The following is a 20,496-nucleotide window of genomic DNA, read 5'->3' as shown; positions in this document are numbered from 1 at the left end:
TCTGCTCGACCGGTACAGGCCCGTGTCGTCGCTGAGCCGGGCCAGACGGGTGAAACTCGGGCCGGGTCACGCGGTCACGGCGACGCGGGCGGCGAGCAGGTGCTCCGCCAGGCCTCGATACCGGCCCGCGACCGCCGACCAGCTCAGTGCCGGGGCGAGACTCGCCGAACGGTCGCTCATCCCGGACGCGAGTCCCGGTTCGGTCAGCACCCTCCGCAGCGCCACGGTGATGGCGGCAGGATCGCGGTGCGGCACCACCAGCCCGGCCCCGTCCGCCAGCAACTCGACGGCGTGCGGGAACTCGGTCGCGACCACCGGTTTGCCCATCTGGACAGGCAGAGACGGCATGAAAATGTTCGGACCGCAAATGCGCCCGAGGGCATATCTGCCCATGGCGACACGATCTTGTCGATCGCCTATCGAGGCGCCATCGAACCCTCGCTGAGCGATGTCCGGGAGGCGCTGCGACAGTGCACGGGTTTCCGCGGAACGGGCTCGGCACGTCGGCGCGGTCTGGATCATGCTCATCGCACTCCTCGCGGCAGCCGTGCTGGCGGTCGCCCTGCGTCCGGCCGGAGAACCCGAGGAGTCGGCACAGGAGCCTGACGACCGCCGAGGAGGTGACCGCTCCGTCGCCGAGAACCAACCCGCGTACTCGGAGAAGGCTTTGCCGCGCCAATGAAAGGTCATCCGATGTGGGCAGCTGTTCGGAGCGCGCCATACGGCTGTCCCGGGCGTCGGCGTTCTCGGGGTGAGGGCGCCTGCGCGATCAGGACGCGGTCGCGGCCCTGCAGCAGGGCCGAACCCGACCGGGCGACCGATACCGGCTTTCGGCTGTGCGGGACTGGCCGGCCGGACCTGCCCCTCTACGACCAGAGGATGATTTACGAGCGCCTGAAGGATGAGGTGCCGCGAACCGGAATCGGTCAGAGTAGAGCCGTGTTCCGCGATCTGCGCAAGGCCAGCTGGTTGTGACGATTCCTCCTTCCAAGGTGCTGGTGGGCAGGCGCTGGCTCGTACTGGCGATCTTGTGTGCCAGCCTGCTGCTGGTGTCCGTGGACGCGACCGTGCTCCACATGGCCTTGCCCGCGCTGGCGGAGGACCTGCGGCCCACCGCCACCGGTCAGCTGTGGATCATCGCTGTCTACTCGCTGGTTGCGGCGCCCCTGCTGCTCGCCTTCGGCACGTTGGGCGATCGGTACGGCCGGCGTCGCATTCTGGTGCTCGGGTACGTCGTGTTCGGGCTGGCCTCACTCGCCTGCGCGTGGGCACCCGACGTCGCGGTGCTGGTCGCCGCGCGGGCCGCGCTCGGCGTCGGCGGCGCGATGATCATGCCGACCACGCTGTCGCTGTTGCGCCAGGCATTTCCCGACCGCGCCGAACGCCAGAGGGCCATCGGCATCTGGAGTGGAGTGGCCGGCTCGGGGGCGGTGCTCGGGCCGCTGCTCGGCGGCTTCCTCGTGGAGACGTTCTCGTGGCACGCCGCGTTCCTGATCAACGTGCCGGTGATGGTCGTGGCGGTTCCGTTGACCTACTGGCTGATCCCGGAGTCCGCGGACCCGCCGGACGGGCCGTGGGACGTGCTCGGCGCGGCGCTGGCCGCGTTGGGGGTCATCGGGATCGCCTTCGCGATCAAGCAGACCCCGCACGGCGGCGCGATGTACGTGCTCGGCCCGGTTGCCGGGCTGCTCGGATGCCTGTTGCTCGTCGCATTTGTGCGGCGGCAACGCAAACTCCTCGTCCCGCTGCTCGACGTGGCGCTGTTTCGCGACCGCGCGTTCAGTGTCGCGGTCGGCAGTGTTCTGCTGGTCATGACCTCGTTGGTCGGTCTGGGCCTGCTCTTCGCCCAGTACCTCCAGCTCGTGCTCGCGCTGCAACCCATGCCCGCCGCGCTGCGACTGATGTTCGTCATGGTCTCGGCTGTCATCGGCAGTGTCGTCGCCGCGCCGTTGTTGCAGCGGTTCGGGAATCGCCGGATGACGGTCGCCGGATTCGCTGTCAGTGCGGTGGCCCTGGCAGCCGCCGCCGCGGGTATGACGGTGACCGAGAACCTGTGGCTGCTCGGATCGGTGCTGGCCGCGACCGGGTTCGGTGTCTCGATCTCGCTCACCGCCGCCTCCGACGCTTTGCTCGCCGCCGCACCGGCAGAGCAGGCGGGCGCGGCTGCTGCTGTCGAAGAGACCGCCTACGAGCTCGGCGCCGGGCTCGGTGTCACGGTTCTGGGCAGCATCGCCACCCTGATCTACTCTGCCAGCCTTCCCGGCACGGCCGCACAAGCGCGAGATGGCCTCACCGAGGCGAACGCCGCTGCTGCGGGACTACCACCCGAAGAGGGCTCTGAACTGCTCGAACTAGCCCGTGAGGCGTTCGTGACCGGCCTGCGAGCCGCGCTGGCGGTGGGTGCCGTCCTGTTCGTCCTCGCCACGATCGCCGCGGCACGTGCGCTGCCCAAAACGAAGGAACCACACGACGATGACCGACCTTGATCTCAAGACCAGCACGACACACCCGGGTGTCAGCGGCGGGTGGCGCACACCCGACCGCCTGTACCGGCTGATCAGCAGCCCGGTCCTGCGCATGGTCCTCGGATGGGACCTGCCCCGCTACGACCTGCGTGCGATCAGCCGCCGGCCCGGCACGGTCTGTCTGGAAGTCGGCAGCGGGGGCGGCTTCTACACCACTGCACTGAAAGCCCATCTGGGCAGCGAGAACACTCTGATCGCCCTCGACCCGTCGCCGTCGGCCATGCGGTCACTGCAGCACCAGCTGGACGACGTGCCCGGTGCGCGGGTGTCCTTTCTGGCCGGTGACGGCTGCAAGCTTCCGCTGGCCGACGACCAGGCCGACACCCTGTTCTACGGCTACAGCCTCGAGGAGATGCCCGACCCGCTGGCAGCCGTTCGCGAGGCGCACCGTGTGCTTCGGCCGGGCGGAGAACTCGTCCTGTTCCTGTGGCGACCCGTGTTCACCCGGCATCGCCGCCGCCCGGTCATCGCCCTGCTCGACGAACTCTTCGAACGCCGCCGGACCTCGGCCGGTCCGCAGAACATCCGCCTCATCTACCGGAAGCAGTGACGCTGAGGCAGAGTTCAGGCGACTTCCTCCAGTTCCCTCGCCTCGACCGCGGTGGCCTGCCTGCGGCGTCGCAACACGACGATCACGCCGACCACCACCGCGACGCCCATCAGGACCCACATCGCTCCGTTGAACACGGACTCGATGTACTTCGCCGAGGCACCCGCCGCCGAGCCGATGCCGATGTGCAGCGCCGACCAGCACACCGCGCCCGCGACCGAGGCGGGCAGGAACCGGTGGTACTCCAATTTCGACGCACCCGCCGACGCCGGGACCAGGGTTCGCACGACGGGCATGAACCGGGCGACGAACACCGCCCACGCGCCGCGACGCCGCAACAGCTCACCCGCCTTGTCCCAGTGCTGCTGCCCCACTTTGCGGACGACCTTGCTGTCGCGCAGACGGTCACCGAAACGGCGGCCGAGGAAGTAGCCGATGCTGTCGCCGGCGACCGCGCACACCGTGACCACGAGCCACATGACCAGGAACCGGGGCACGCTCGTCACCGTCGTCGAGGCCAGCAGCAGGGCGCTCTCTCCCGGCGCGAGGAAGCCCACCCCGAGCGTGCACTCCGCCAGCGTCAACGCACCCGTCACCGCCACCACGGCGGGTTGCGGCAGACCGGCCAGCCCTTCGAGGGCATCGGTCAAGAAGGCCATGAACTCTCCCCAGTAGGAACAACAGAACGTGCGGGACAGTTCACCGGAACCGGTGCAGCTCGCACATCGGCCCGTGGTCTGAACCGGCAGTAGACCTCAGGACTAAGGGGGAACCCCGATTTGTGGACGATTTCCGGTCAGGTGGCCGGCGTCAGCGTGACTCGAGGGCCTGCAGCAACGTCGCTTCCAGCACCTCGGCGGCCTCGTCCGCGCGCAACTGGCCGGTGTTGACGTCCTCCGCGGCCGCGTGCAGAAGGCTGTAGACGGTGGTCACCAACCAGGTGATCGGAAGATCCGTCCGGAACACTCCCTCCTGCTGTCCCCGCACCAGCAGGTCCTCGACGTGGTCCACGACCTGACGGTGCCGTTCTCGCAGGTTCGGTGAGCCGAGCTCGCGCTGGGCGAGGTCGAACAGCTGGCGGTGCTGGTCGAGAACGTGCCACGACGACCGCAGCAGGCGCCGCAACGCCGTGGTGGCAGGTCCTTCCGAAGGTGCGGCCGCACGAATCACTTCACCCGCCTGCGCGATCGTGCGGTCGAGCACCGCCGCCAGAAGGACTTCGCGGGACGGGAAATGGGCGTAGAGGGTGACCCGGCCGACGCCCGCGGCGCGCGCGATCGCCGCCATGCTCGCCTGGGGCTCCTCGGTGAAGCAGACGAGGGCGGCGTCGAGAATGGCGGCGATGTTGCGTTCGGCGTCGGCGCGGCGCCGGGTCTCCGTGGTGGCCACGACCGAAGCCTACGGGCGTCAGTGCGCGAACACCGGTCCGTCGGTGGCGGGCGGGCGGCCGGCGGGAACGAGCCAGGCAGTCAGGCCCGCGAGGAGCACCGCCGCGACCGCCATGGCGGTGAAGGCCGCGCCGAACCCGCTCACCGGGCCGCTCCCCCGCAGGCTCTGGGAGGCGATCGTGGCCACGAACGCGATGCCCAGCGTGGCGCCGAGCTCGTGTCCGGTGCTGATCAGCCCCGAGGTGGTGCCCGCGTCGTGCGGCTCCACGTGCGCCATCGCCGTGGTGGTGGCGGTGACGAACGTTGCCCCGAGTCCGAGACCGGAGATCAGGAAGCCGGGAAGAACCGCGCTCCAGGCGTTTCCGGTGACGGGCACCTGTGACAGCAGCACCGCTCCAACGGCCGCGAGACCGAATCCGACGGCCACGGCCGGACGCCCGCCGAACCGCGCGACGACGCGCACGCCGAGGTGAGTGCCCACCCCGATCACCAGCGCCACGGGCAGGAAGATCAGACCGGTTTCCAGCGCGTCGAGCCGCAGCACGTGCTGGAGGTACTGGGAGTTGAGGAAGAAGTTGGCCAGCAGCAGACCCGACGCTCCCAGCATCACCATGTTGCCGGCCGCCACAGGGCGCCGTGTCAGCAACTCCAGCCGCACCAACGGTTCTGCCGTTCGGCGCTCCACCACCACGAACACGGCTAGCAACCCCAGCCCGGCCGCGAGAAGGAAAGGCGTGCTGCCGCCGCTCCACCCGGTGTCGCCGGCCCGCACCAGGCCGTAGATCAACGTTCCCACCGCCGTCATCGCGATCAGCGCTCCGGGCAGGTCCACATGGGACCGTCCACCTCGGCCCGCCGGTACGAGGCGTGGCAGCAGCGACCCCACGACGAGCCCGACGGGCACGTTGATGAAGAACACCCACTCCCAGCCCGGCCCCGCGGTGAACAGTCCGCCGAACAACACACCGGCCGCGGCACCGGCACCGGCGATCGCCGCCCACACGCCGAGGGCGCGGTTGCGGTCGGGCCCGTGGAAGGTCGTGGTGACGATCGACAGCGCTGCGGGCGACAGCAGCGCGGCACCCATGCCCTGCGCGGTGCGGGCCGCCACGAGCGCGGACGCGCTCCACGCCAACCCCGACACCAGCGAAGCGATCGTGAACACCGTCAGGCCGATGAGGAAGGTGCGGCGCCTGCCCACCGCATCAGCCAGCCTGCCGCCGAGCAGCATCAGGCCGCCGAAGCACAGCGTGTACGCGGTCACCACCCACGTCAGCGCCGCTCGATCGAGCTCCAGCTCGGTGGCGATCACCGGCAGAGCGACGTTCACGACCGTCACGTCCAAGATCACCATGAACTGCGCCAGCGACAGCAATCCCAATGCCCACCAACGAGTACGAGCGTCTATCAGGCTCACGACGACCCCCTAAGTCGAACATCACTGTTCGACTTAGCTTAGACATGCTGCCGCGATAAGTCGAACAGTGATGTTCGACTTATCGCGGCGACTGGGCGATTCAGACGTTCGCCGACTCGCGCTCGGCGGCAGCGACAACCGCACGGCGGCCGCGCAGGGTGACGCCTGCGATGAGCGCGCCCGCGGCGGCGATGCCGGCGGCACCGATGAACGCGGCGGACACGCCGCTGGTCAAGGCATCGGCGTCACCGAGCCGGTCGGCGCCGTAGGAGGCGGCCAGGGCGGTCATCGCGGCCAGGCCGAGCGCGGACCCGATCTGGTAGCTGGTGTTGACGATGCCCGACGCGAGGCCGCCTTCCTCCGGGCGGGCGCTGGAGATGGCGGTGCCCAGCGAGGGGATGAACGCCAGGGCCATGCCGGTGGCGGCCACGAGCGACGCAGGCAGTACGTCCACCCAGTAGTTGCCGTCCGGGCGCGCCAGTGCCAGCCATCCCAGACCGGCGGCGAGCACGACGAGCCCGGTGACCACCATCGGCTTGACGCCGAACCGTGCGGTGAGCCGCGGCGCGACGACCACCATCAGCACCATGATCGCGGTGGTCATCGGCAGCAGCGCCGAGCCGCTGGCGAAGGCGCCGAGGCCGAGCACCTGCTGCAGGTAGAGGTTGAGGAAGAACCACATCGGAATCCACGCACCACCGAGCAGGAGCTGGGCGATGTTCGCCGCCCCGAGCTGCGGTGTGCGGAAGATGCCGAGCCGCACCAGCGGAGACCTCCGCCTGACCTGGACGACCAGGAACGTTCCCAGCAGCACGACCGCGAGGACCAAGCCGGCGATCGTCTCGGCCGAGGCCCATCCGGCTTCGGGAGCACGCACGATGGCGTAGACCGCCACCGCCAGGCCTGCCGTCACCGTGATCGCGCCGAGCAGGTCGGTGGAGCCGCGCCGAACGGCACCCGCGGGCATCAGGGCCGGGATGGCGATCAGCGCGATCACCGCGATCGGCACGTTGATGTAGAACACCCACGGCCAGCTCAGGTACTCGGTGATCACGCCGCCGAGGAAGACGCCGGCGGTACCACCGGCCGGAGCCGCGGCCCCGTAGACCGCGAGCGCCTTGCCGAGCTGGGCCGGTTCGCCGCCGAACAGCATCATCAGCAGGGTCAGGGCCGAAGGTGCGATGAGCGCCGCTCCGGCACCCTGCACCGCACGGCCGAGCAGCTCCACCCAGATCTCGCCCGCGGCACCTGCGACGACGGAGCCTGCCAGAAGCACCAGCCAGCCGGTGGCGAACATGCGGCGGGCACCGAGCAGATCGGACAGCTTGCCGCCGAGCAGCAGCAGTCCGCCGAAGGCGACGACGTAGGCGTTGAAGACCCAGGACAGGTTTTCCTGGGAGAAGCCGAGATCCGCCTGGATCCGCGGCAGGGCCACCCCGATGATCGAGGTGTCCATGATGACCATGAACTGTGCCGCGGCGATGAGGGCGAGCGCCCACCACCTGCGCCCGGCTGATTGATCCACGTTGGACATTTCTGAACTCCATACCGATAGGGGGCTGGTGATGACCTTCACGGCCGCCACCGTGGTACCGGTGCACCATCTCGATACCCCCTGGGGGTATCTCGGCGAGGAGGTTACGCCTATACCCCCAGGGGGTGTCAACACCACGAGGCTTGTACACCCATACCCCCTATGGGTATAAAGGATTGCCGTCTGAATCCGCACTGAAGGAGCAGCGATGCAGGACCAGTACGTCACCAGGGCAGGCGCGAAGATCGCGTACGAGCTCAGCGGATCCGGGGCGCTTCTCGGGTACGCCCACGGCGTCTTCCTCAGCCGCAAGGCGGTCCGCCGCCTCCACCTCCTCGACTTCGACGCCCTGGCGGCCGATCGTCAGCTGCTGACCTACGACCAGCGCGGCCACGGGAACTCGACCGGTCGCCCGGTCGCCGACGACTACCGCTTCGAGAACTTCACCCTCGACCTGCTCGCCCTGCTGGACGACCTCGACATCGACGAGCCGATCGACTTCATGGGCTCCTCGCTGGGCTGCGACGTCGCGTTGCGCGCCGCCATCGCCGAACCCGACCGCTTCCGCCGTCTGGTGCTGATCATTCCTCCAGTGGCGTGGGAGGAAGGACCGAACCAGGCCAGGCGGTGGTACACCGACAACGCGGAGATCATCGAATCCCGCGGCGCCGCGCACTGGCGGCAGGAGTGGGCGAGGAGGGAGCCTTTGCCGATCTTCGCCGACTACCCGGCCTTCGACCTGACGCCCGACATCCCGGACGAGCTGCTCGCTCCGATCCTGCGAGGCATCGGCGAGTCGGATCTCCCCGCACCGGACGAGATCGCGGCCCTGCGTCACCCGGCGCTCATCCTCACCTGGGACACCGACCCGCTGCACCCCGTCTCGACCGCCGAACGGCTCCACGAACTGCTGCCCGAGTCGACGCTGCACGTGTCGACCACGGTCCCCGACGTGCAGACCTGGACGAGCCGCATCACCGGCTTCCTGTCTCGCCAGTAGCGCGCCGCCGAAAGCCGGACAGTCGACTCAGCACGCTCGGCTGCACACCTGAGCGTTGCAACCCCCGGCTGCCCCTTCGGGCAGGCGCCGCCGCCCGCGAGCCGGGGCACGCAGCGCTTGTCGCGCGTCCTCTCGGGCAGGATCGTCGAACGGACCCGGTAGGAGGTCCGAGATGAAGGCGCCGGCCGAGGACCAGAGTGAACCGCCGCGGCGTGCTTCGGCCTCGCGTCCGGCCGCGACCGAACCGGGCACCACCGCGACGCCCGCGACGCGTCCGCTGAGCAGGGCAGGCGTGCAGCGGATGCAGGCGGGTGCGGGCAACCGGGCCGTGGCGGCCGCATTGACCCATCGCCGGCCGCAGCCACATCCCCCTGGTTTCGTGACGCCCCGAGGCTCGCCTGCCCCAGCGACCGCCGACGCGTTGGATGTGCAGCGGTTGGCAACCGACGGCGGTCCGGTGCATCGCCCAGGGCCGATGTCCGACCCGAAGTTCGCCGCGTTGAAGGCCGACGTGGCGGGCAAGCGGAGGGCGATGGCGGCGCACCTCCGGCGTCGTCGGAGGCGTCGAAGGCGCAGGGCGCGGCGAAGCCTCCGCAGGACGACAAGGAGGCGCAGGGCAAGGCGGCCAACGCGGAGAAGATGAACGCCGCCAAGCCCGGCGAGTTCGACAAGGCGGCGTTCGTCCGGGCCGTGAACGAGGCGATCGCGGCCCAGGCGCCGAAGAACCTCGACGACGCCGACAAGTTCGGCGAGTCGGGCAAGGCCGACGCGGTCAAGGGACAGGTGCAGGGGCAGGTCACCGATGGCAGGAAGAAGTCGGCCAACGCGATCGAGACCTCCACCAAGGCGGCGCCGGACACCTCAGCGGCCAAGGAGAAGCAAGTCACACCGCTGGAGCAGGACAAGCCCCCGGCGACCCCCGGCACGCCCGACGCCGCGAAGGCCGTGCCGGACAAGGTTCCTGCCGCCGCGGTCGACTTCTCGGCCGGGCCGAAGCAGGTCGACCAGCAGATGGCCGATGCACAGGTCACCGAGGAGCAACTGGCCAAGTCCAACGAGCCGGAGTTCACCGGCGCGCTGAAGGAGAAGAAGGCCGGTGAGGAGCACGCCGCGACCGCGCCCGGACAGGTGCGTGCCAGTGAGTCCCGGGTTCTGAACGCGGCCAAGGCGCAGGCCGGACAGCAAGGCGCGGCCGCGATGACCGCCATGGCCGGCGACCGCAAGCAGGCGGGGCAGGCGGTCGGATCCGGTAAGGAGGAGGCCAGGTCCGCGGACGAGCAGAAGCGGGCGCAGGTCACCGCGACGCTGCAGAAGGTCTTCGACGCCACCAAGAAGGACGTCGAGGACATCCTGTCCGGGCTGGACAAGAAGGTCGACGAGAAGTTCGGCGCCGGAGAGAAGGCCGCCCGGGACGCGTTCACCGCCGAGCACAAGCGGCGGATGGACGACTACAAGGACAAGCGGTACTCGGGGTTGCTGGGCAAGGGCCGGTGGCTCAAGGACAAGTTCGCCGGGCTGCCGGAAGAGGCCAGCCAGATCTTCGCCACCGCCCGCAAGGGCTACGTCGACCGGATGCAGCAGGTCATCTCCGGCGTGGCGGACCTGATCGGCGGTGAGCTGAGCCGGGCGAAGCAGCGGATCGCGACCGGCCGGCAGCAGCTGCAGGCCGAGGTGGCGAAGCTGCCCCGGGATCTGCGAGCGGTGGGGAAGAAGGCCGCTGGCGAGTTCGCGGGCAGGTTCGACGAGCTCACCGAATCCGTTGACGCCAAAGGAAAACAGCTCGTCGACACTCTCGCGTCGAAGTACAACGACGCGCTCGAGGAGGTCGATGCGGAGATCGAGGCCGAGAAGGAGAAGAACAAGGGCCTGATCGCCAAGGCCGTCGACGCGGTCGGCGGCGTCATCAAGACCATCCTGCAGCTGAAGGACCTGCTGCTGGGAGTTCTGGCGAAGGCCGCCCAGGCGGTCATGGCGATTCTGAAGGATCCCATCGGGTTCCTCGGCCACCTCGTGTCCGCGGTGGGTGCCGGACTGCAGGCCTTCCTGACCAACATCGGCGCCCACCTGAAGAAGGGACTGATCGGCTGGCTCCTCGGCGCCATGTCCGGTGCAGGACTCCAGCTTCCCGCCAGGTTCGACCTGCGCGGCATCCTCGGCATGATCGCGTCGTTGCTCGGGTTGACCTGGTCCGCCATCCGCGGCCGGATCATCGCGAAAGGCATCCCCGCACAGGCGATGGGTGCGGTGGAAGCCGGTGTGCCGCTGGCCGCCAAACTCCAGAACGAGGGCGTCGCCGGGGTCACCGAGGAGATCAAGGAGCAGGTCGGCGACCTCAAGGAGAACCTGTTCGGCAAGATCAGTCAGTATCTGATCCCGACCGTGCTGATCGCCGGCATCACGTGGATCGTCAGTCTGCTCAATCCTGCGTCGGCGTTCATCAAGGCCTGCAAGATGATCATCGACATCGTCACGTTCATCGTCGAACGCGGCGCTCAGATCGCCGAGTTCGTCAACGCGGTGCTGGACGCGGTGATAGCCATCGCCGGTGGTGGCGCGGGCGGCGTGCCGAAGCTCATCGAGTCGGCCCTGGCCAAGTCGATCCCGGTCCTCATCGGCGCGCTCGCCGCGATCCTCGGGATCGGTGGCATCGCGAACAAGGTCAAGTCGTTCTTCCAGGCGCTGTCCAAGCCGGTGAAGAAGGCCGTCGACTGGGTGGTGGGCAAGGTCGTCGCGTTCGGCAGGAAGATCTGGGCCAAGCTCAAGAGCAAGGCCAAGCCCAAGGGCGGAAAGGTGGATCCCAGGGATCTGTCCACTGCGGACAAAACGAAGATCGCGAAAGCCGCCTCGCAGGCCGCGCACCAGCGGCTCACCTCCGGCTCGGTCCCGCCGCAACGGGCCCACGCGGTGCTCGGCGAGGTCCTCGGGCAGTGGCGCGACAAGGGTGTCACCAGCCTGCGCCTGGTCCCGGCCGGCCCGCACGCGTTCTCGGTCGAGGCCAAGATCAACCCGACGGAGAGCACCGGCCCGGTCGCGGTGATCGTGGACCAGCAGACCATGCTCACGTTCAACCAGGCGATGAGCGTGCCTGCGGAGGGCCAGGACCCCCGTGACGTACCGACCTGGTCGCGAGGGCTCTTCACCTACGACGCCCAGGCCACCGAGTACCGCGACGCGCGCAGCCAGGAACTGCGCGGCCCGCAGAAGGAGATCGGCGTCGCCGAGGGCGCACACGCCGAGGAGATGGTGATCGCCAAGTTCTTCACCGTCTTCGACGGCCTGCCGAAGGACGTGAAGTACAACTGCCGGTTGGAACTGGACGTGTCCGCGAGCAGCTGCCTCAACTGCGCGGAGTACGTGGCGAAGTTCGTCCGCCACCTCCGCGCAGCCGGCTGCCGGGTGACCGCGACGGCGCACTTCGGCCGGGCGTACCAGGGCGGCCAGAAGGAGAAGCCGACCGTCGTACCCGACGCGGCCACGCAGCAGCAGGCGTACGACAACCTGAAGCAGAACGGCATGCTCTCCGCGTCTCCGGCGCAGGCCCGGATGTGGGGCAGGGAGGCTGACCGGCCTGCCACGCCGTCCACCGGCTCGCAGCAGGTGGACCGGGGCAAAGAACAGGCCAAGGCGGCACTCGCGGTCCTCCGCAACGCCCAGGTCGGCGTCGAGGTGCTCACGCTGGCACGGATGGACCCGGCCACCACCGGTAATCTCAGCGCGGAGCAGAAGCGCATGATGGAACGCCGTGCCGCGCAGCTCGAGAAGTGGCTTGCCGAGGCGGAGAAGGAGCTGGTCGGGCCATGAGCACAGGGCTCAAGCGCGAGCAGGTGGCGGCCGCCTTTCCCGGGGACGACATCACCGCCGTGCCTGCCGGGGACCTGCCGGACGGCCTGACGGATCCGGTGGCGCGCAGGGTGCTGACCGAGATCGGCTTTCCCGAGAGCGTGGTGGGCTGCGTGTTCTTCGAGGGCGTCGAGGGGCCCATGCAGACGCTCGCGGAGTTTCGAGCCGGCGAACAGACGCCGGCCGAGCTGGCCGGCGACTACCTGGTGGCGGTGACCGACACCGCCTCGATCTGCTTGAACGGCAGCACCGGCGAGTGCCGGTTCGCTCCCACCGGGTCGGACACGTCCGCACACGCGGCGGCCGACCTCGAACTGCTGCTGACCTTCCTCTGCCGGCTTCGCACCGCCCTGTTCGACGTGTCAGCGGACACGCCGGACGACGAACTGGACCGGGTGGAGGAGCGGCTGGTCGCGCACTACCGGGCGGCTGACGGGGCCATCGCCGAGGCCGACTGGCGCTGGATCATCCGCCGCTGCATCGGCGAGGTGCGGCTCTGACCGAGCGCGCCACCGCTCTAGCGCGGCCAGCGTTCGTGGTGATCGTCGATGCGGAAGGTGTGCGCGTGCCGCCACGCGCCGCCCGCGGGCACCGCGTCGTGCAGATGGTCGTGACCGGCCTCGAGGTCGCGATGCTCGTGCTCGATCACGTCCGGGTCGTGTGTCGGCCACAGCCGCCAGGCGACGAGCGCGGCAACTGCCGTCACGCCACCGAGAACCAGGAAGGCCGTGGTCGTGTTCGCGACGCTGGCCACCCACCCGGCCAACGGATAACTCAAGAGCCAACAGGCGTGTGAGAGGGCGAAATCGGCCGCGAACAACGCGGGCCGATCGCACGAGCCGGTGGAACGGCGCAGGAGCCGCGCACCCGGCGTCAGCGCGAAGGAACATCCGGCGCCGATCAACGCCCACAGCACGAGCAGCGCGGGCCAGTGTGCTCCGGCGAGCAGCGAGGCGAACGTGGCCCCGGTGAGCAGCAGGACGACCAGCGCCACGCAGGCGCGCAGCACCAGGGCTCGGTCGGTGACGCGATCGAGCAACTTGGGCAACACCAGTGCGGCCACCAACGAGCCGATGCCGTTGAACGCGAGCGCGACGGCGACGGCGGAAGCGCTGCGGCCGAGCACGTCGCGCACGTAGGCGACCGTGTTCACCAGCACCATCGAACCCGCGGCCGCGGCGGCGAGGTGCACGGCCAGCAAGCCGCGCAGGCGCGGTGTGGCCAGGTAGATCCGGATGCCGCGAGTCGTCGCTGCGTACAGGCTTTCGTTGCGGCTCACCGGTTCCGGGCGCGGCACCACCGCAGACACCACGAGCAGCGCAGACGCCGCGAAGCCGATCGCCGTGCCGAGGAACAGGTTGTTGAAGCTCATCAGCACCAGCAACGCGGCGGCCAGCGACGGGCTCAGCAGACCCTCGAGGTCGTAGGCCATCCGCGAGAGGGTGACCGCCCGCGTGTACTCGCGTTCGTCGGGCAGCACATCCGGGATCGTCGCCTGGAAGATCGGCGTGAACGCCGCCGAGGCCGCCTGCAGCAAGAAGATCAGGACGTAGATCTGCCACACCTGGTCCACCCAGGGCAGCATCACCGCGACGCCGGCGCGGACAAGATCCAGCGTGACGAGCACCGCTCGCCGTGGCAACGCACCGAGCAGCGCCGCCGCGATCGGTGCCACGCTGACGTAGGCGACCATCTTGAGCGCCAGCGCGGTGCCGAGAACCGCTCCCGCGTCCGCGCCGGCCAGGTCGTAGGCCAGCAGCCCCAGCGCGACGGTCGCCAAACCCGTGCCGGTGAGCGCCACGACGTGTGCGCCGAACAGGTGGCGATACGTCCGGTTGCGCAGAACAGCGAGCATGCGTGGCACTATATGTGCTCATGTACGCACGCGACGACGTTGCAACAACGCAAGACTGGCAACAACTACCTCCTGGCAGACACGTCGAAACGGCCGTCGACGGGTTCCGGATGCTTGCCGACGCGACGCGTTTCCGCATGTTGTGGCTGCTGTGCGGCGCCGAGTTCGATGTCACGACACTGGCTTCGGAGGTCGGCATCGCCCGCCCGGCGGTGTCTCAGCATCTCGCGAAACTGCGGCTGACAGGACTGGTGACCGTGCGCCGCGAAGGCAGGCGGATGCTCTACCGGGCGCGAGGTGGCCACGTCCGGCGGCTGTTGTTCGAAGCGGTCAACGCCGCCGATCACCACATCACCGGCGCACCGGACCACGACTGAGCGCTGGTGCAGACTTCAGGCGTGACGAACGAGGTGCGCGACTTCTGGGACCAGCACGCGGCGACCTTCGACCAGGAACCGGATCACGGACTGCTCGATCCGGAAGTGCGCGCGGCGTGGGCGGCGACGCTGTTGCCCGTGCTGCCGGCTGATTCGGCGTCCGTCGCCGACCTGGGATGCGGTACCGGCAGCCTCTCGGTTCTCCTGGCGCAGGCCGGGCACGAGGTCAGAGGCGTCGACCTCTCTCCGCGCATGGTCGCGGCCGCGCGGGCGAAGGCGAACGCCGCAGGGGTGTCCGCGGCGTTCGTGCAGGGCGATGCCTCCCGACCTCCTTACGCGCCGGCGTCTTGTGATGTGGTGCTCGCGCGGCACGTGCTCTGGGCGCTTCCCGACCCCGCTGCCGCGCTGAAGATCTGGGGCGATCTCCTCAGGCCCGGCGGCCTGCTCGTGCTCGTCGAAGGTCGCTGGTCGACGGGTGCAGGCCTGACGGCTGCCGAGTGCCGGGCGCTGGTGCTGGACGTTCGCCGGGAAGCCGACGTCACACGGCTGGACGACCCGGCGTTGTGGGGCCGTCCGATCGACGATGAGCGCTACCTGCTCGTCAGCCGGAGCTGATCAGCGACGGCTGGTGGCCAGGACGACGAGGAACTGGCCGCAGCCCGCCTCGACACCGGCGGTCACCGGCAGCCCCGGCACCAGCCGGGAGAACCGGTCCACCAGCCACTCCGCCGCTTCCTGGGCGTCGTGCCTCGTCGGGCAACGGGCCACCATCTCGCGGCCTCCCTTGCGTTCCAGCCGACCGGCAACGGTGATCAGCGGCGCGGGTTCGGCCACGTGCAGGCGATCCGGCCACGCGATGACCACCTTGACCGCGCCCTTGCGGCTGTTGCACCCGCGGTGCGCGAGCCGCTCGGCGACCTTGGCCTTCCGATCGGCGGTCCGGCTGTCGACGCTGGGTCCCCGCGGGTCGTTCACCGACATGTCCGGGTCGACCGGTTCGTCGCACACCCAGCACCGCCAGCTGTCGCGCTCGGCCACGTCATCGAGAAGGCTCACCCGGGCAAACTAGCCTGCCCGGCCACCGCGGTGGCACCGCGGAGGCAGGCGTGCCGCCCGGTTGACCACGGCGATCACGGTCCAGCACAGTGAGCGCGTGCAGAGGACGCTGAGCATCCTGACGGTCGTCGCGTGCGCGACGCTGCCGCTGGGCTCGTCGGTGTTCCATCAGCAGGTCGTGCCGACGTTGCTGCTCGGACTGGTCTTCGCCGCGCTCGCCATCGTCGGGTTCCGGTTCGTCGAGGGCCGCGGCCGGGCGTTCGCCGTGGTGTACGTGGGAATCCAGCTGGCGCTGGGTTTCATGCTGTTCTGGATGTCGGGCGCGGCGGTCGGGTCGGTTCTGCTGCTGGTGGTCCTGGTCGTGCAGAGCGTGCTGCTGCTGCCGCTGCCCGCCGCCGTCGTGGTGGCCGCGGTGATCCCGTTGGTGCACCTGGGAATGGACTGGGCCGCCGGACTGCGTGAGGGCCTCAGCACTCTGGCCGTCACCACCTTCGCCATCGTCGTGACCGAACTCTTCGTGCGGGAGCAGCGCGCCAAGGCCGCGCTGGCGGAAGTGAACGAACTGCTCCGCGGGTACGCCGCCCAGGCAGAGCAGCTCGCCACCATCCAGGAGCGCAACCGGGTCGCCCGCGACATCCACGACGGGCTGGGGCACCACCTGACCGTCGTGCAGATGCTTCTGCAGGCCGCGCGCGCCGTGATCCACACCGCCGACGTCGAGCGGCTCGACGGGATGCTCGCCAAGGCGCAGGACCAGTCGAAGCAGGCACTGGCGGAAGTGCGCCGCTCGGTCGCCGCGCTGCGCGAACCCCGGCCGGCTCCGCTGGTGGACGCCTTGCAGGCGTTGACCGACGAGGCTTCCGAGGCGGGTGTGCCGACCGAGCTGGAGGTGCGCGGCGCGGCTCGCGCGATCCGTGCCGAGGTCGAGGAGTCGCTGTTCCGGGCGGCGCAGGAAGGGTTGACCAACGTGCGCAAGCACGCGGATGCGTCGGCCGTCACCGTGGCCCTCGACTTCGGTGACGTCGGCCTGGTCCGGCTGGAAGTACGCGACGACGGCCGGGGGCTGCTGGAGAATCCGTTGCCGGACAACGGGTTCGGCCTGGTCGGTCTGAGGGAGCGGATCGCAGGTCTCGGCGGGCGGGTGTCCGTCGACTCGGAGGAAGGGCGCGGCGTGACGCTGACCGTGGAGGTGCCGGGGTGACTTCACCGGAGTCCGCCGTGCGGGTCCTGATCGTGGACGACCAGGCCCTGTTCCGGGAGGCTTTGGCGGCACTGCTGGAGGTTCAGCCCGAGATCGAGGTGGTCGGTGAGGCCGGGAACGGCGAGCAGGCCGTGCGGCTGGCCGCCGAACTTCGTCCCGAGGTGGTCCTGATGGACCTGAGGATGCCGGTGCTGGACGGGATCGCGGCGACCAGCAGGTTGCGCGTCGAACAGCCGGACGTGCGGGTGCTGGCGCTGACGACGTTCGACGATGACGCGGACGTGTTCGCGGCGCTTCGTGCGGGCGCGGTCGGCTACCTGCTCAAGGACGTGTCCTCTGCCCGGCTGGTGGAGGCGCTGGTCGCGGCCCGGCGTGGCGAGTCGGCGTTGCAGCCGTCGGTCGCGGCGAAGCTCGTGGCCAGGGTGGCCCGGTTGCCGCACGAGGAGACCCCGCCGCAGCCGGCCGTGCCGTTGTCGGAACGCGAGCTCGACGTCGTCAGGCTGCTCTCCGAGGGGCACAGCAACCGCGAGATCGCCGGAAAGCTGTTTCTGGCCGAGGGAACGGTCAAGAACCTCGTCACCAGCGTGCTGTCCAAGCTCCAGGTGCGCGACCGCACCCAGGCGGCGCTGCGGGCCAGGGAACTCCGCCTGTTCTGACCGCGGCGGTCACATGACCCCGGACATGACCTTCGGCACCTGACGGCGCTGCGCTGACGGCAGAAGATCTGTCCGCACAGCAACAGAACCTCACCTCGAAGGAGCGCTCATGAGTGCGGAGCAGACCACCGAATCGCCACGGCGGGCACGTCCGGTGGTGCGCTTCACCCTGCACTTCCTGGAGATGGTCGTCGCCATGGTGGTGGGGATGGTCGTCCTGGGGCCGATCTGGTCGTTCGCCTGGCCGGGCCTGTCCGGCAACATGACCGCACAGGTGCTGGTGATGGCCACCAACATGTCGCTGGCAATGGCGCTGTGGATGCGGATCCGCCGCCACGGCTGGGCGAGCATCGCCGAGATGTCCGCCGCGATGTACGTGCCGTTCCTGGTGCTGCTGCCGTTCTACTGGGCAGGCGTGCTGCCGGGAATGGCGCTGATGGCCGCCGGGCACGTGCTGATGCTCCCGGCCATGCTGATCGCGATGCTGCGCCGCCGCCACGAGTACAGCTGCTGAGAGCTGCTCAGTCCTGGGGCTGCGCGCGGCGGGCGTAGGCACGAGCGGCCCGTGCCCGGTCGCCGCAACGGGTGGAGCACCACTGGCGGCGGCCGTGGCGGAGCAGATAACGGTTGCACGGGCTCGACTGGCAGGCGGTGAGCCGTTCCGCGTCGGGACCCGTGAGCAGGTCGGCCGCGTCGGCGGCGAGGGTCGCGAGGGCGTGGTCGACGATCGCGGTGGTGGGGTGGGGCGTCGCCCGGTAGGGGCCGTTCTTCTCGTCCCACTGCAGCAGCGGTGCGGTGGGGACCCTGGTCAGCGCGTCGTTCACGGCGGACAGGGCGGCGGGCAGGCAACGACCAGTAGATTGCCGGCCATGACCGCGGAACCACAGCTGCAAGAGCTCGCGCCCGGCGTCCACGCGTGGATCCAGCCGGACGGCACCTGGTGGATCAACAACGCCGGCGCCGTGCACTCGGGTGGCGAGGTCGTTCTCATCGACACGTGCGCGACGGCCCGCCGCACGAAGCTCTTCCTCGACGCGCTCGACGCGGCCACCGGGGGCGCCCCGATCCGGCTCGCGGTGAACACGCACCTGCACGGCGACCACGTGTACGGCAACGCGCTGCTGCCCGGCTCGACCACGATCGTCGCGCACGAGCACACCCGGCAGGGCATCCAGCAGGACTTCATCCTCGCCAACACCCCGCCCGCGTGGTCACCGACGCCCGACTGGGGAGTCGACGCCGTCCGCGCGCCGACGATCTCGTTCCGCGATGAGATCACCCTGTACGCGGGCGCAAAGCCCGTCGTGGTGCGGCATCCCGGCTACGCAGCGCACACCGTCGGCGACGCGGTCGCGTGGCTGCCGGAGGAGCGCGTGCTGTTCACCGGCGACCTCGTGTTCCACCGCGTGACCCCGATGATCGCGATGGGATCGCTGGACGGCGCCCTGCGGTCGCTGGACTGGCTGGCCGCGTTCGAGCCCGCCGTCGTGGTGCCCGGCCACGGCCCGCTGGTGGCCGGCGCCGACTTCGCCGGCGTGCTCGCCGCGCACCGGCGGTACTACGAGTTCGTCCGCGACACCGCAGTGATCGGGCGGGAGAAGGGCTGGACGCCGCTGGAGGCGGCGCGGGAGACCGGGCTCGGCGAGTTCGCCGACCTGCCGGACGCCGAGCGGCTCGTGCTCAACCTGCACCGCGCCTACGCCGACGCCGACGGGGTGGACGTCAACGTGGCCGCCGCGCTCGGCGACGCCATCGCCTTCAACGGTGGCCCGCTGGCCTGCTCGGTGTGAGCCCTTGTGGGTGACGTTCTTTGAGCAAAGGCACGTTCAGCCTGAACGTGCCTTTGAACCTCCGAGCGTGGCGGTTCGACGAAGAGCGGCTCGGCGGCAGGCTTCTTCGGCGATGCCTTCGGGCATCCCGGCGATCCGCAGTGATCCTTTGCAGAGGACCAGATTCCCCTCTGCCCCATCCGCGCATCCGATGTCCACGATCTTGCCGCTGTAGCCCTGCGTCATCGCGTAGAACGTGCAGCCGAACTGGTCGGCTGACGCCACCGTTGTGCCGGACACCGCCGACCACGTCGAAAACCCGGCTACGAGGACACCACCCACAGCAAATCGACGCACTCCCATCACTCGAGTCTCACACGACCTGCCGGGCGCGGAACCGACCAGGAGAAGGAAAGCGCTGTCCGCCAGTCGCGCCAGGCCACGTCCGTTCGCAGTCACATCATCCGGGTCATCGGAAGACGACTGTGCCGTTGCCGTTGAGCAGGACGCGGTGCTCGCAGTGCCAGCGCACCGCGCGCGACAGGGCGAGGGCCTCGGCATCGCGGCCGGCTGCGGTGAGGGCGCGCGGGTCGAAGGTGTGGTCCACCCGCAGCACCTCCTGTTCGATGATCGGACCCTCGTCGAGGTCCGGGGTGACGTAGTGGGCCGTCGCGCCGACGTACTTCACGCCGCGGTCGTAGGCCTGGTGGTACGGCTTGGCGCCCTTGAAGCCGGGCAGGAACGAGTGGTGGATGTTGATCACTCGGCCGGCGAGCTTGGCGCACAGGTCGTTCGACAGCACCTGCATGTAGCGGGCCAGGACGACCAGGTCGGCCTGGTACTCCTCGACGAGCTCCAGCAGGCGTTGCTCGGCGATGTGCTTGGTGTCGGCGGTGTTGGGCACGTGGACGAAGTCGAGTCCGGCCGCTTCTGCCATGGGGCGCAGGTCCTCGTGGTTGGACACCACCGCGGCGATCTCGCCGCCGAGACTTCCCTCCCGCCACCGGAAGAGCAGGTCGTTCAGACAGTGACCGGCCTTCGACACCATCACCAGCACGCGCGGCCGGCGCTCGTCCCAGAGGTCGAAGTCCATTTCGAACTCGCTCGCCACCGCGGCGAACTCGCGCGTGAGGTCGTCGACGTCGGCGGAAGCGCAGGTGAACGCGGTGCGCAGGAACAGCCTGCTGCGGACGTCGTCGTCGAACTGCTGGTGCTCCACGATGTCGCAGCCGTGGTCGACCAGGAACGAGGTCACCGCGTGGACGATTCCCGTGCGCTCCGGGCAGTTCAGGGTCAGGGTGAAGTGTCGCGCCACGGCGTTCTCCTCG

22 protein-coding genes are annotated in these 20,496 nt (G+C 69.5%); 12 read left to right on the top strand and 10 right to left on the bottom strand.

Annotation, left to right across the window (positions count from 1 at the left end; all coding sequences use genetic code 11):
• Positions 1-66 precede the first annotated feature (66 nt).
• Positions 67-348: a hypothetical protein gene (locus C8D87_RS20805; protein ID WP_170166491.1), complete on the bottom strand. Its 282-nt coding sequence runs from the start codon at positions 346-348 to the stop codon at positions 67-69.
• A 172-nt stretch (positions 349-520) separates the two neighbouring features.
• Here C8D87_RS20805 and C8D87_RS46995 point away from each other — a divergent pair, with 172 nt between their 5' ends.
• From C8D87_RS46995 to C8D87_RS20790, 3 genes are all read left to right on the top strand, one after another.
• Positions 521-682 carry a hypothetical protein gene (locus C8D87_RS46995; RefSeq protein WP_215732405.1) on the top strand — a complete coding sequence of 54 codons (162 nt, stop codon included), beginning with the start codon at positions 521-523 and terminating at the stop codon, positions 680-682.
• A 289-nt stretch (positions 683-971) separates the two neighbouring features.
• A complete protein-coding gene (locus C8D87_RS20795) occupies positions 972-2,486 on the top strand; it encodes an MFS transporter (protein WP_112227992.1) in 1,515 nt (504 codons plus the stop codon).
• Entirely contained in the window at positions 2,473-3,075 is a 603-nt protein-coding gene (locus C8D87_RS20790; RefSeq protein ID WP_112227991.1) for a class I SAM-dependent methyltransferase, read from the top strand. Before C8D87_RS20795 ends, C8D87_RS20790 begins: the two co-directional genes overlap by 14 nt.
• A 14-nt stretch (positions 3,076-3,089) precedes the next feature.
• Here the strand turns inward: C8D87_RS20790 and C8D87_RS20785 are convergent, their stop codons facing one another.
• The 4 genes from C8D87_RS20785 to C8D87_RS20770 all read right to left on the bottom strand — a co-directional run bounded on the left by C8D87_RS20785 (position 3,090) and on the right by C8D87_RS20770 (position 7,414).
• Positions 3,090-3,734: a DedA family protein gene (locus C8D87_RS20785; protein ID WP_109637704.1), complete on the bottom strand. Its 645-nt coding sequence runs from the start codon at positions 3,732-3,734 to the stop codon at positions 3,090-3,092.
• A 151-nt stretch (positions 3,735-3,885) separates the two neighbouring features.
• The gene (locus C8D87_RS20780) at positions 3,886-4,464 is read right to left on the bottom strand and encodes a TetR/AcrR family transcriptional regulator (protein ID WP_112227990.1); all 579 of its coding nucleotides are present in this window, start codon (positions 4,462-4,464) and stop codon (positions 3,886-3,888) included.
• 18 nt (positions 4,465-4,482) lie between these two features.
• A complete protein-coding gene (locus C8D87_RS20775) occupies positions 4,483-5,880 on the bottom strand; it encodes an MFS transporter (protein ID WP_215732404.1) in 1,398 nt (465 codons plus the stop codon).
• A 100-nt stretch (positions 5,881-5,980) separates the two neighbouring features.
• Positions 5,981-7,414, bottom strand: coding sequence for an MFS transporter (locus C8D87_RS20770; RefSeq protein ID WP_112227989.1), 1,434 nt, complete (start codon positions 7,412-7,414; stop codon positions 5,981-5,983).
• 208 nt (positions 7,415-7,622) lie between these two features.
• Here C8D87_RS20770 and C8D87_RS20765 point away from each other — a divergent pair, with 208 nt between their 5' ends.
• From C8D87_RS20765 to C8D87_RS20755, 3 genes are all read left to right on the top strand, one after another.
• Positions 7,623-8,414, top strand: coding sequence for an alpha/beta fold hydrolase (locus C8D87_RS20765; protein ID WP_112227988.1), 792 nt, complete (start codon positions 7,623-7,625; stop codon positions 8,412-8,414).
• A 639-nt stretch (positions 8,415-9,053) separates the two neighbouring features.
• A complete protein-coding gene (locus C8D87_RS20760) occupies positions 9,054-12,215 on the top strand; it encodes a phage tail protein (protein WP_112227987.1) in 3,162 nt (1,053 codons plus the stop codon).
• Entirely contained in the window at positions 12,212-12,754 is a 543-nt protein-coding gene (locus C8D87_RS20755) for an SUKH-4 family immunity protein (RefSeq protein WP_112227986.1), read from the top strand. The genes C8D87_RS20760 and C8D87_RS20755 overlap by 4 nt, the downstream gene beginning before the upstream one ends.
• Before the next feature lie 17 nt (positions 12,755-12,771).
• Here the strand turns inward: C8D87_RS20755 and C8D87_RS20750 are convergent, their stop codons facing one another.
• Complete coding sequence (locus C8D87_RS20750) at positions 12,772-14,109, bottom strand: MFS transporter (RefSeq protein WP_112227985.1); 1,338 nt, start codon at positions 14,107-14,109, stop codon at positions 12,772-12,774.
• Positions 14,110-14,129: 20 nt separating this feature from the next.
• Between C8D87_RS20750 and C8D87_RS20745 the strand changes: the two genes are divergently transcribed.
• Both C8D87_RS20745 and C8D87_RS20740 read left to right on the top strand, forming a co-directional pair.
• Complete coding sequence (locus C8D87_RS20745; protein ID WP_109637686.1) at positions 14,130-14,486, top strand: ArsR/SmtB family transcription factor; 357 nt, start codon at positions 14,130-14,132, stop codon at positions 14,484-14,486.
• A gap of 21 nt (positions 14,487-14,507) precedes the next feature.
• A complete protein-coding gene (locus C8D87_RS20740) occupies positions 14,508-15,101 on the top strand; it encodes a class I SAM-dependent methyltransferase (RefSeq protein ID WP_170166510.1) in 594 nt (197 codons plus the stop codon).
• Here the strand turns inward: C8D87_RS20740 and C8D87_RS20735 are convergent, their stop codons facing one another.
• The gene (locus tag C8D87_RS20735) at positions 15,102-15,542 is read right to left on the bottom strand and encodes a hypothetical protein (protein WP_112227984.1); all 441 of its coding nucleotides are present in this window, start codon (positions 15,540-15,542) and stop codon (positions 15,102-15,104) included.
• A 97-nt stretch (positions 15,543-15,639) separates the two neighbouring features.
• On the opposite strand from C8D87_RS20735, the gene C8D87_RS20730 reads away from it, so the two are divergent.
• The 3 genes from C8D87_RS20730 (at position 15,640) to C8D87_RS20720 (ending at position 17,913) form a co-directional block, all read left to right on the top strand.
• Positions 15,640-16,743, top strand: coding sequence for a sensor histidine kinase (locus C8D87_RS20730; protein ID WP_109637965.1), 1,104 nt, complete (start codon positions 15,640-15,642; stop codon positions 16,741-16,743).
• A complete protein-coding gene (locus tag C8D87_RS20725) occupies positions 16,740-17,399 on the top strand; it encodes a response regulator (RefSeq protein WP_112227983.1) in 660 nt (219 codons plus the stop codon). The genes C8D87_RS20730 and C8D87_RS20725 overlap by 4 nt, the downstream gene beginning before the upstream one ends.
• Positions 17,400-17,508: 109 nt before the next feature.
• Positions 17,509-17,913 carry a hypothetical protein gene (locus tag C8D87_RS20720; RefSeq protein ID WP_109637677.1) on the top strand — a complete coding sequence of 135 codons (405 nt, stop codon included), beginning with the start codon at positions 17,509-17,511 and terminating at the stop codon, positions 17,911-17,913.
• Between the two features lie 7 nt (positions 17,914-17,920).
• Here the strand turns inward: C8D87_RS20720 and C8D87_RS20715 are convergent, their stop codons facing one another.
• On the bottom strand, positions 17,921-18,367 hold the full coding sequence (locus tag C8D87_RS20715; protein ID WP_146771805.1) for an ABATE domain-containing protein: 447 nt from the start codon (positions 18,365-18,367) through the stop codon (positions 17,921-17,923).
• Here C8D87_RS20715 and C8D87_RS20710 point away from each other — a divergent pair.
• Positions 18,269-19,189 (top strand): MBL fold metallo-hydrolase, encoded by a 921-nt coding sequence (locus C8D87_RS20710; RefSeq protein WP_112227982.1) that lies wholly within the window; start codon positions 18,269-18,271, stop codon positions 19,187-19,189. The genes C8D87_RS20715 and C8D87_RS20710 overlap by 99 nt on opposite strands.
• Before the next feature lie 36 nt (positions 19,190-19,225).
• Here C8D87_RS20710 and C8D87_RS20705 read toward each other — a convergent pair whose 3' ends face one another.
• Both C8D87_RS20705 and purU read right to left on the bottom strand, forming a co-directional pair.
• Positions 19,226-19,468: a hypothetical protein gene (locus tag C8D87_RS20705; protein ID WP_146771804.1), complete on the bottom strand. Its 243-nt coding sequence runs from the start codon at positions 19,466-19,468 to the stop codon at positions 19,226-19,228.
• A 169-nt stretch (positions 19,469-19,637) separates the two neighbouring features.
• Complete coding sequence (gene purU, locus C8D87_RS20700) at positions 19,638-20,483, bottom strand: formyltetrahydrofolate deformylase (protein WP_109637963.1); 846 nt, start codon at positions 20,481-20,483, stop codon at positions 19,638-19,640.
• Between the last annotated feature and the right edge of the window lie 13 nt (positions 20,484-20,496).

Source organism: Lentzea atacamensis, from assembly GCF_003269295.1.
In the GTDB taxonomy this organism is placed as follows: Bacteria; Actinomycetota; Actinomycetes; order Mycobacteriales; family Pseudonocardiaceae; genus Lentzea; species Lentzea atacamensis.
Note: the sequence above shows the minus strand (reverse complement) of the source record. Positions and strands in the feature narration are given on the sequence as shown.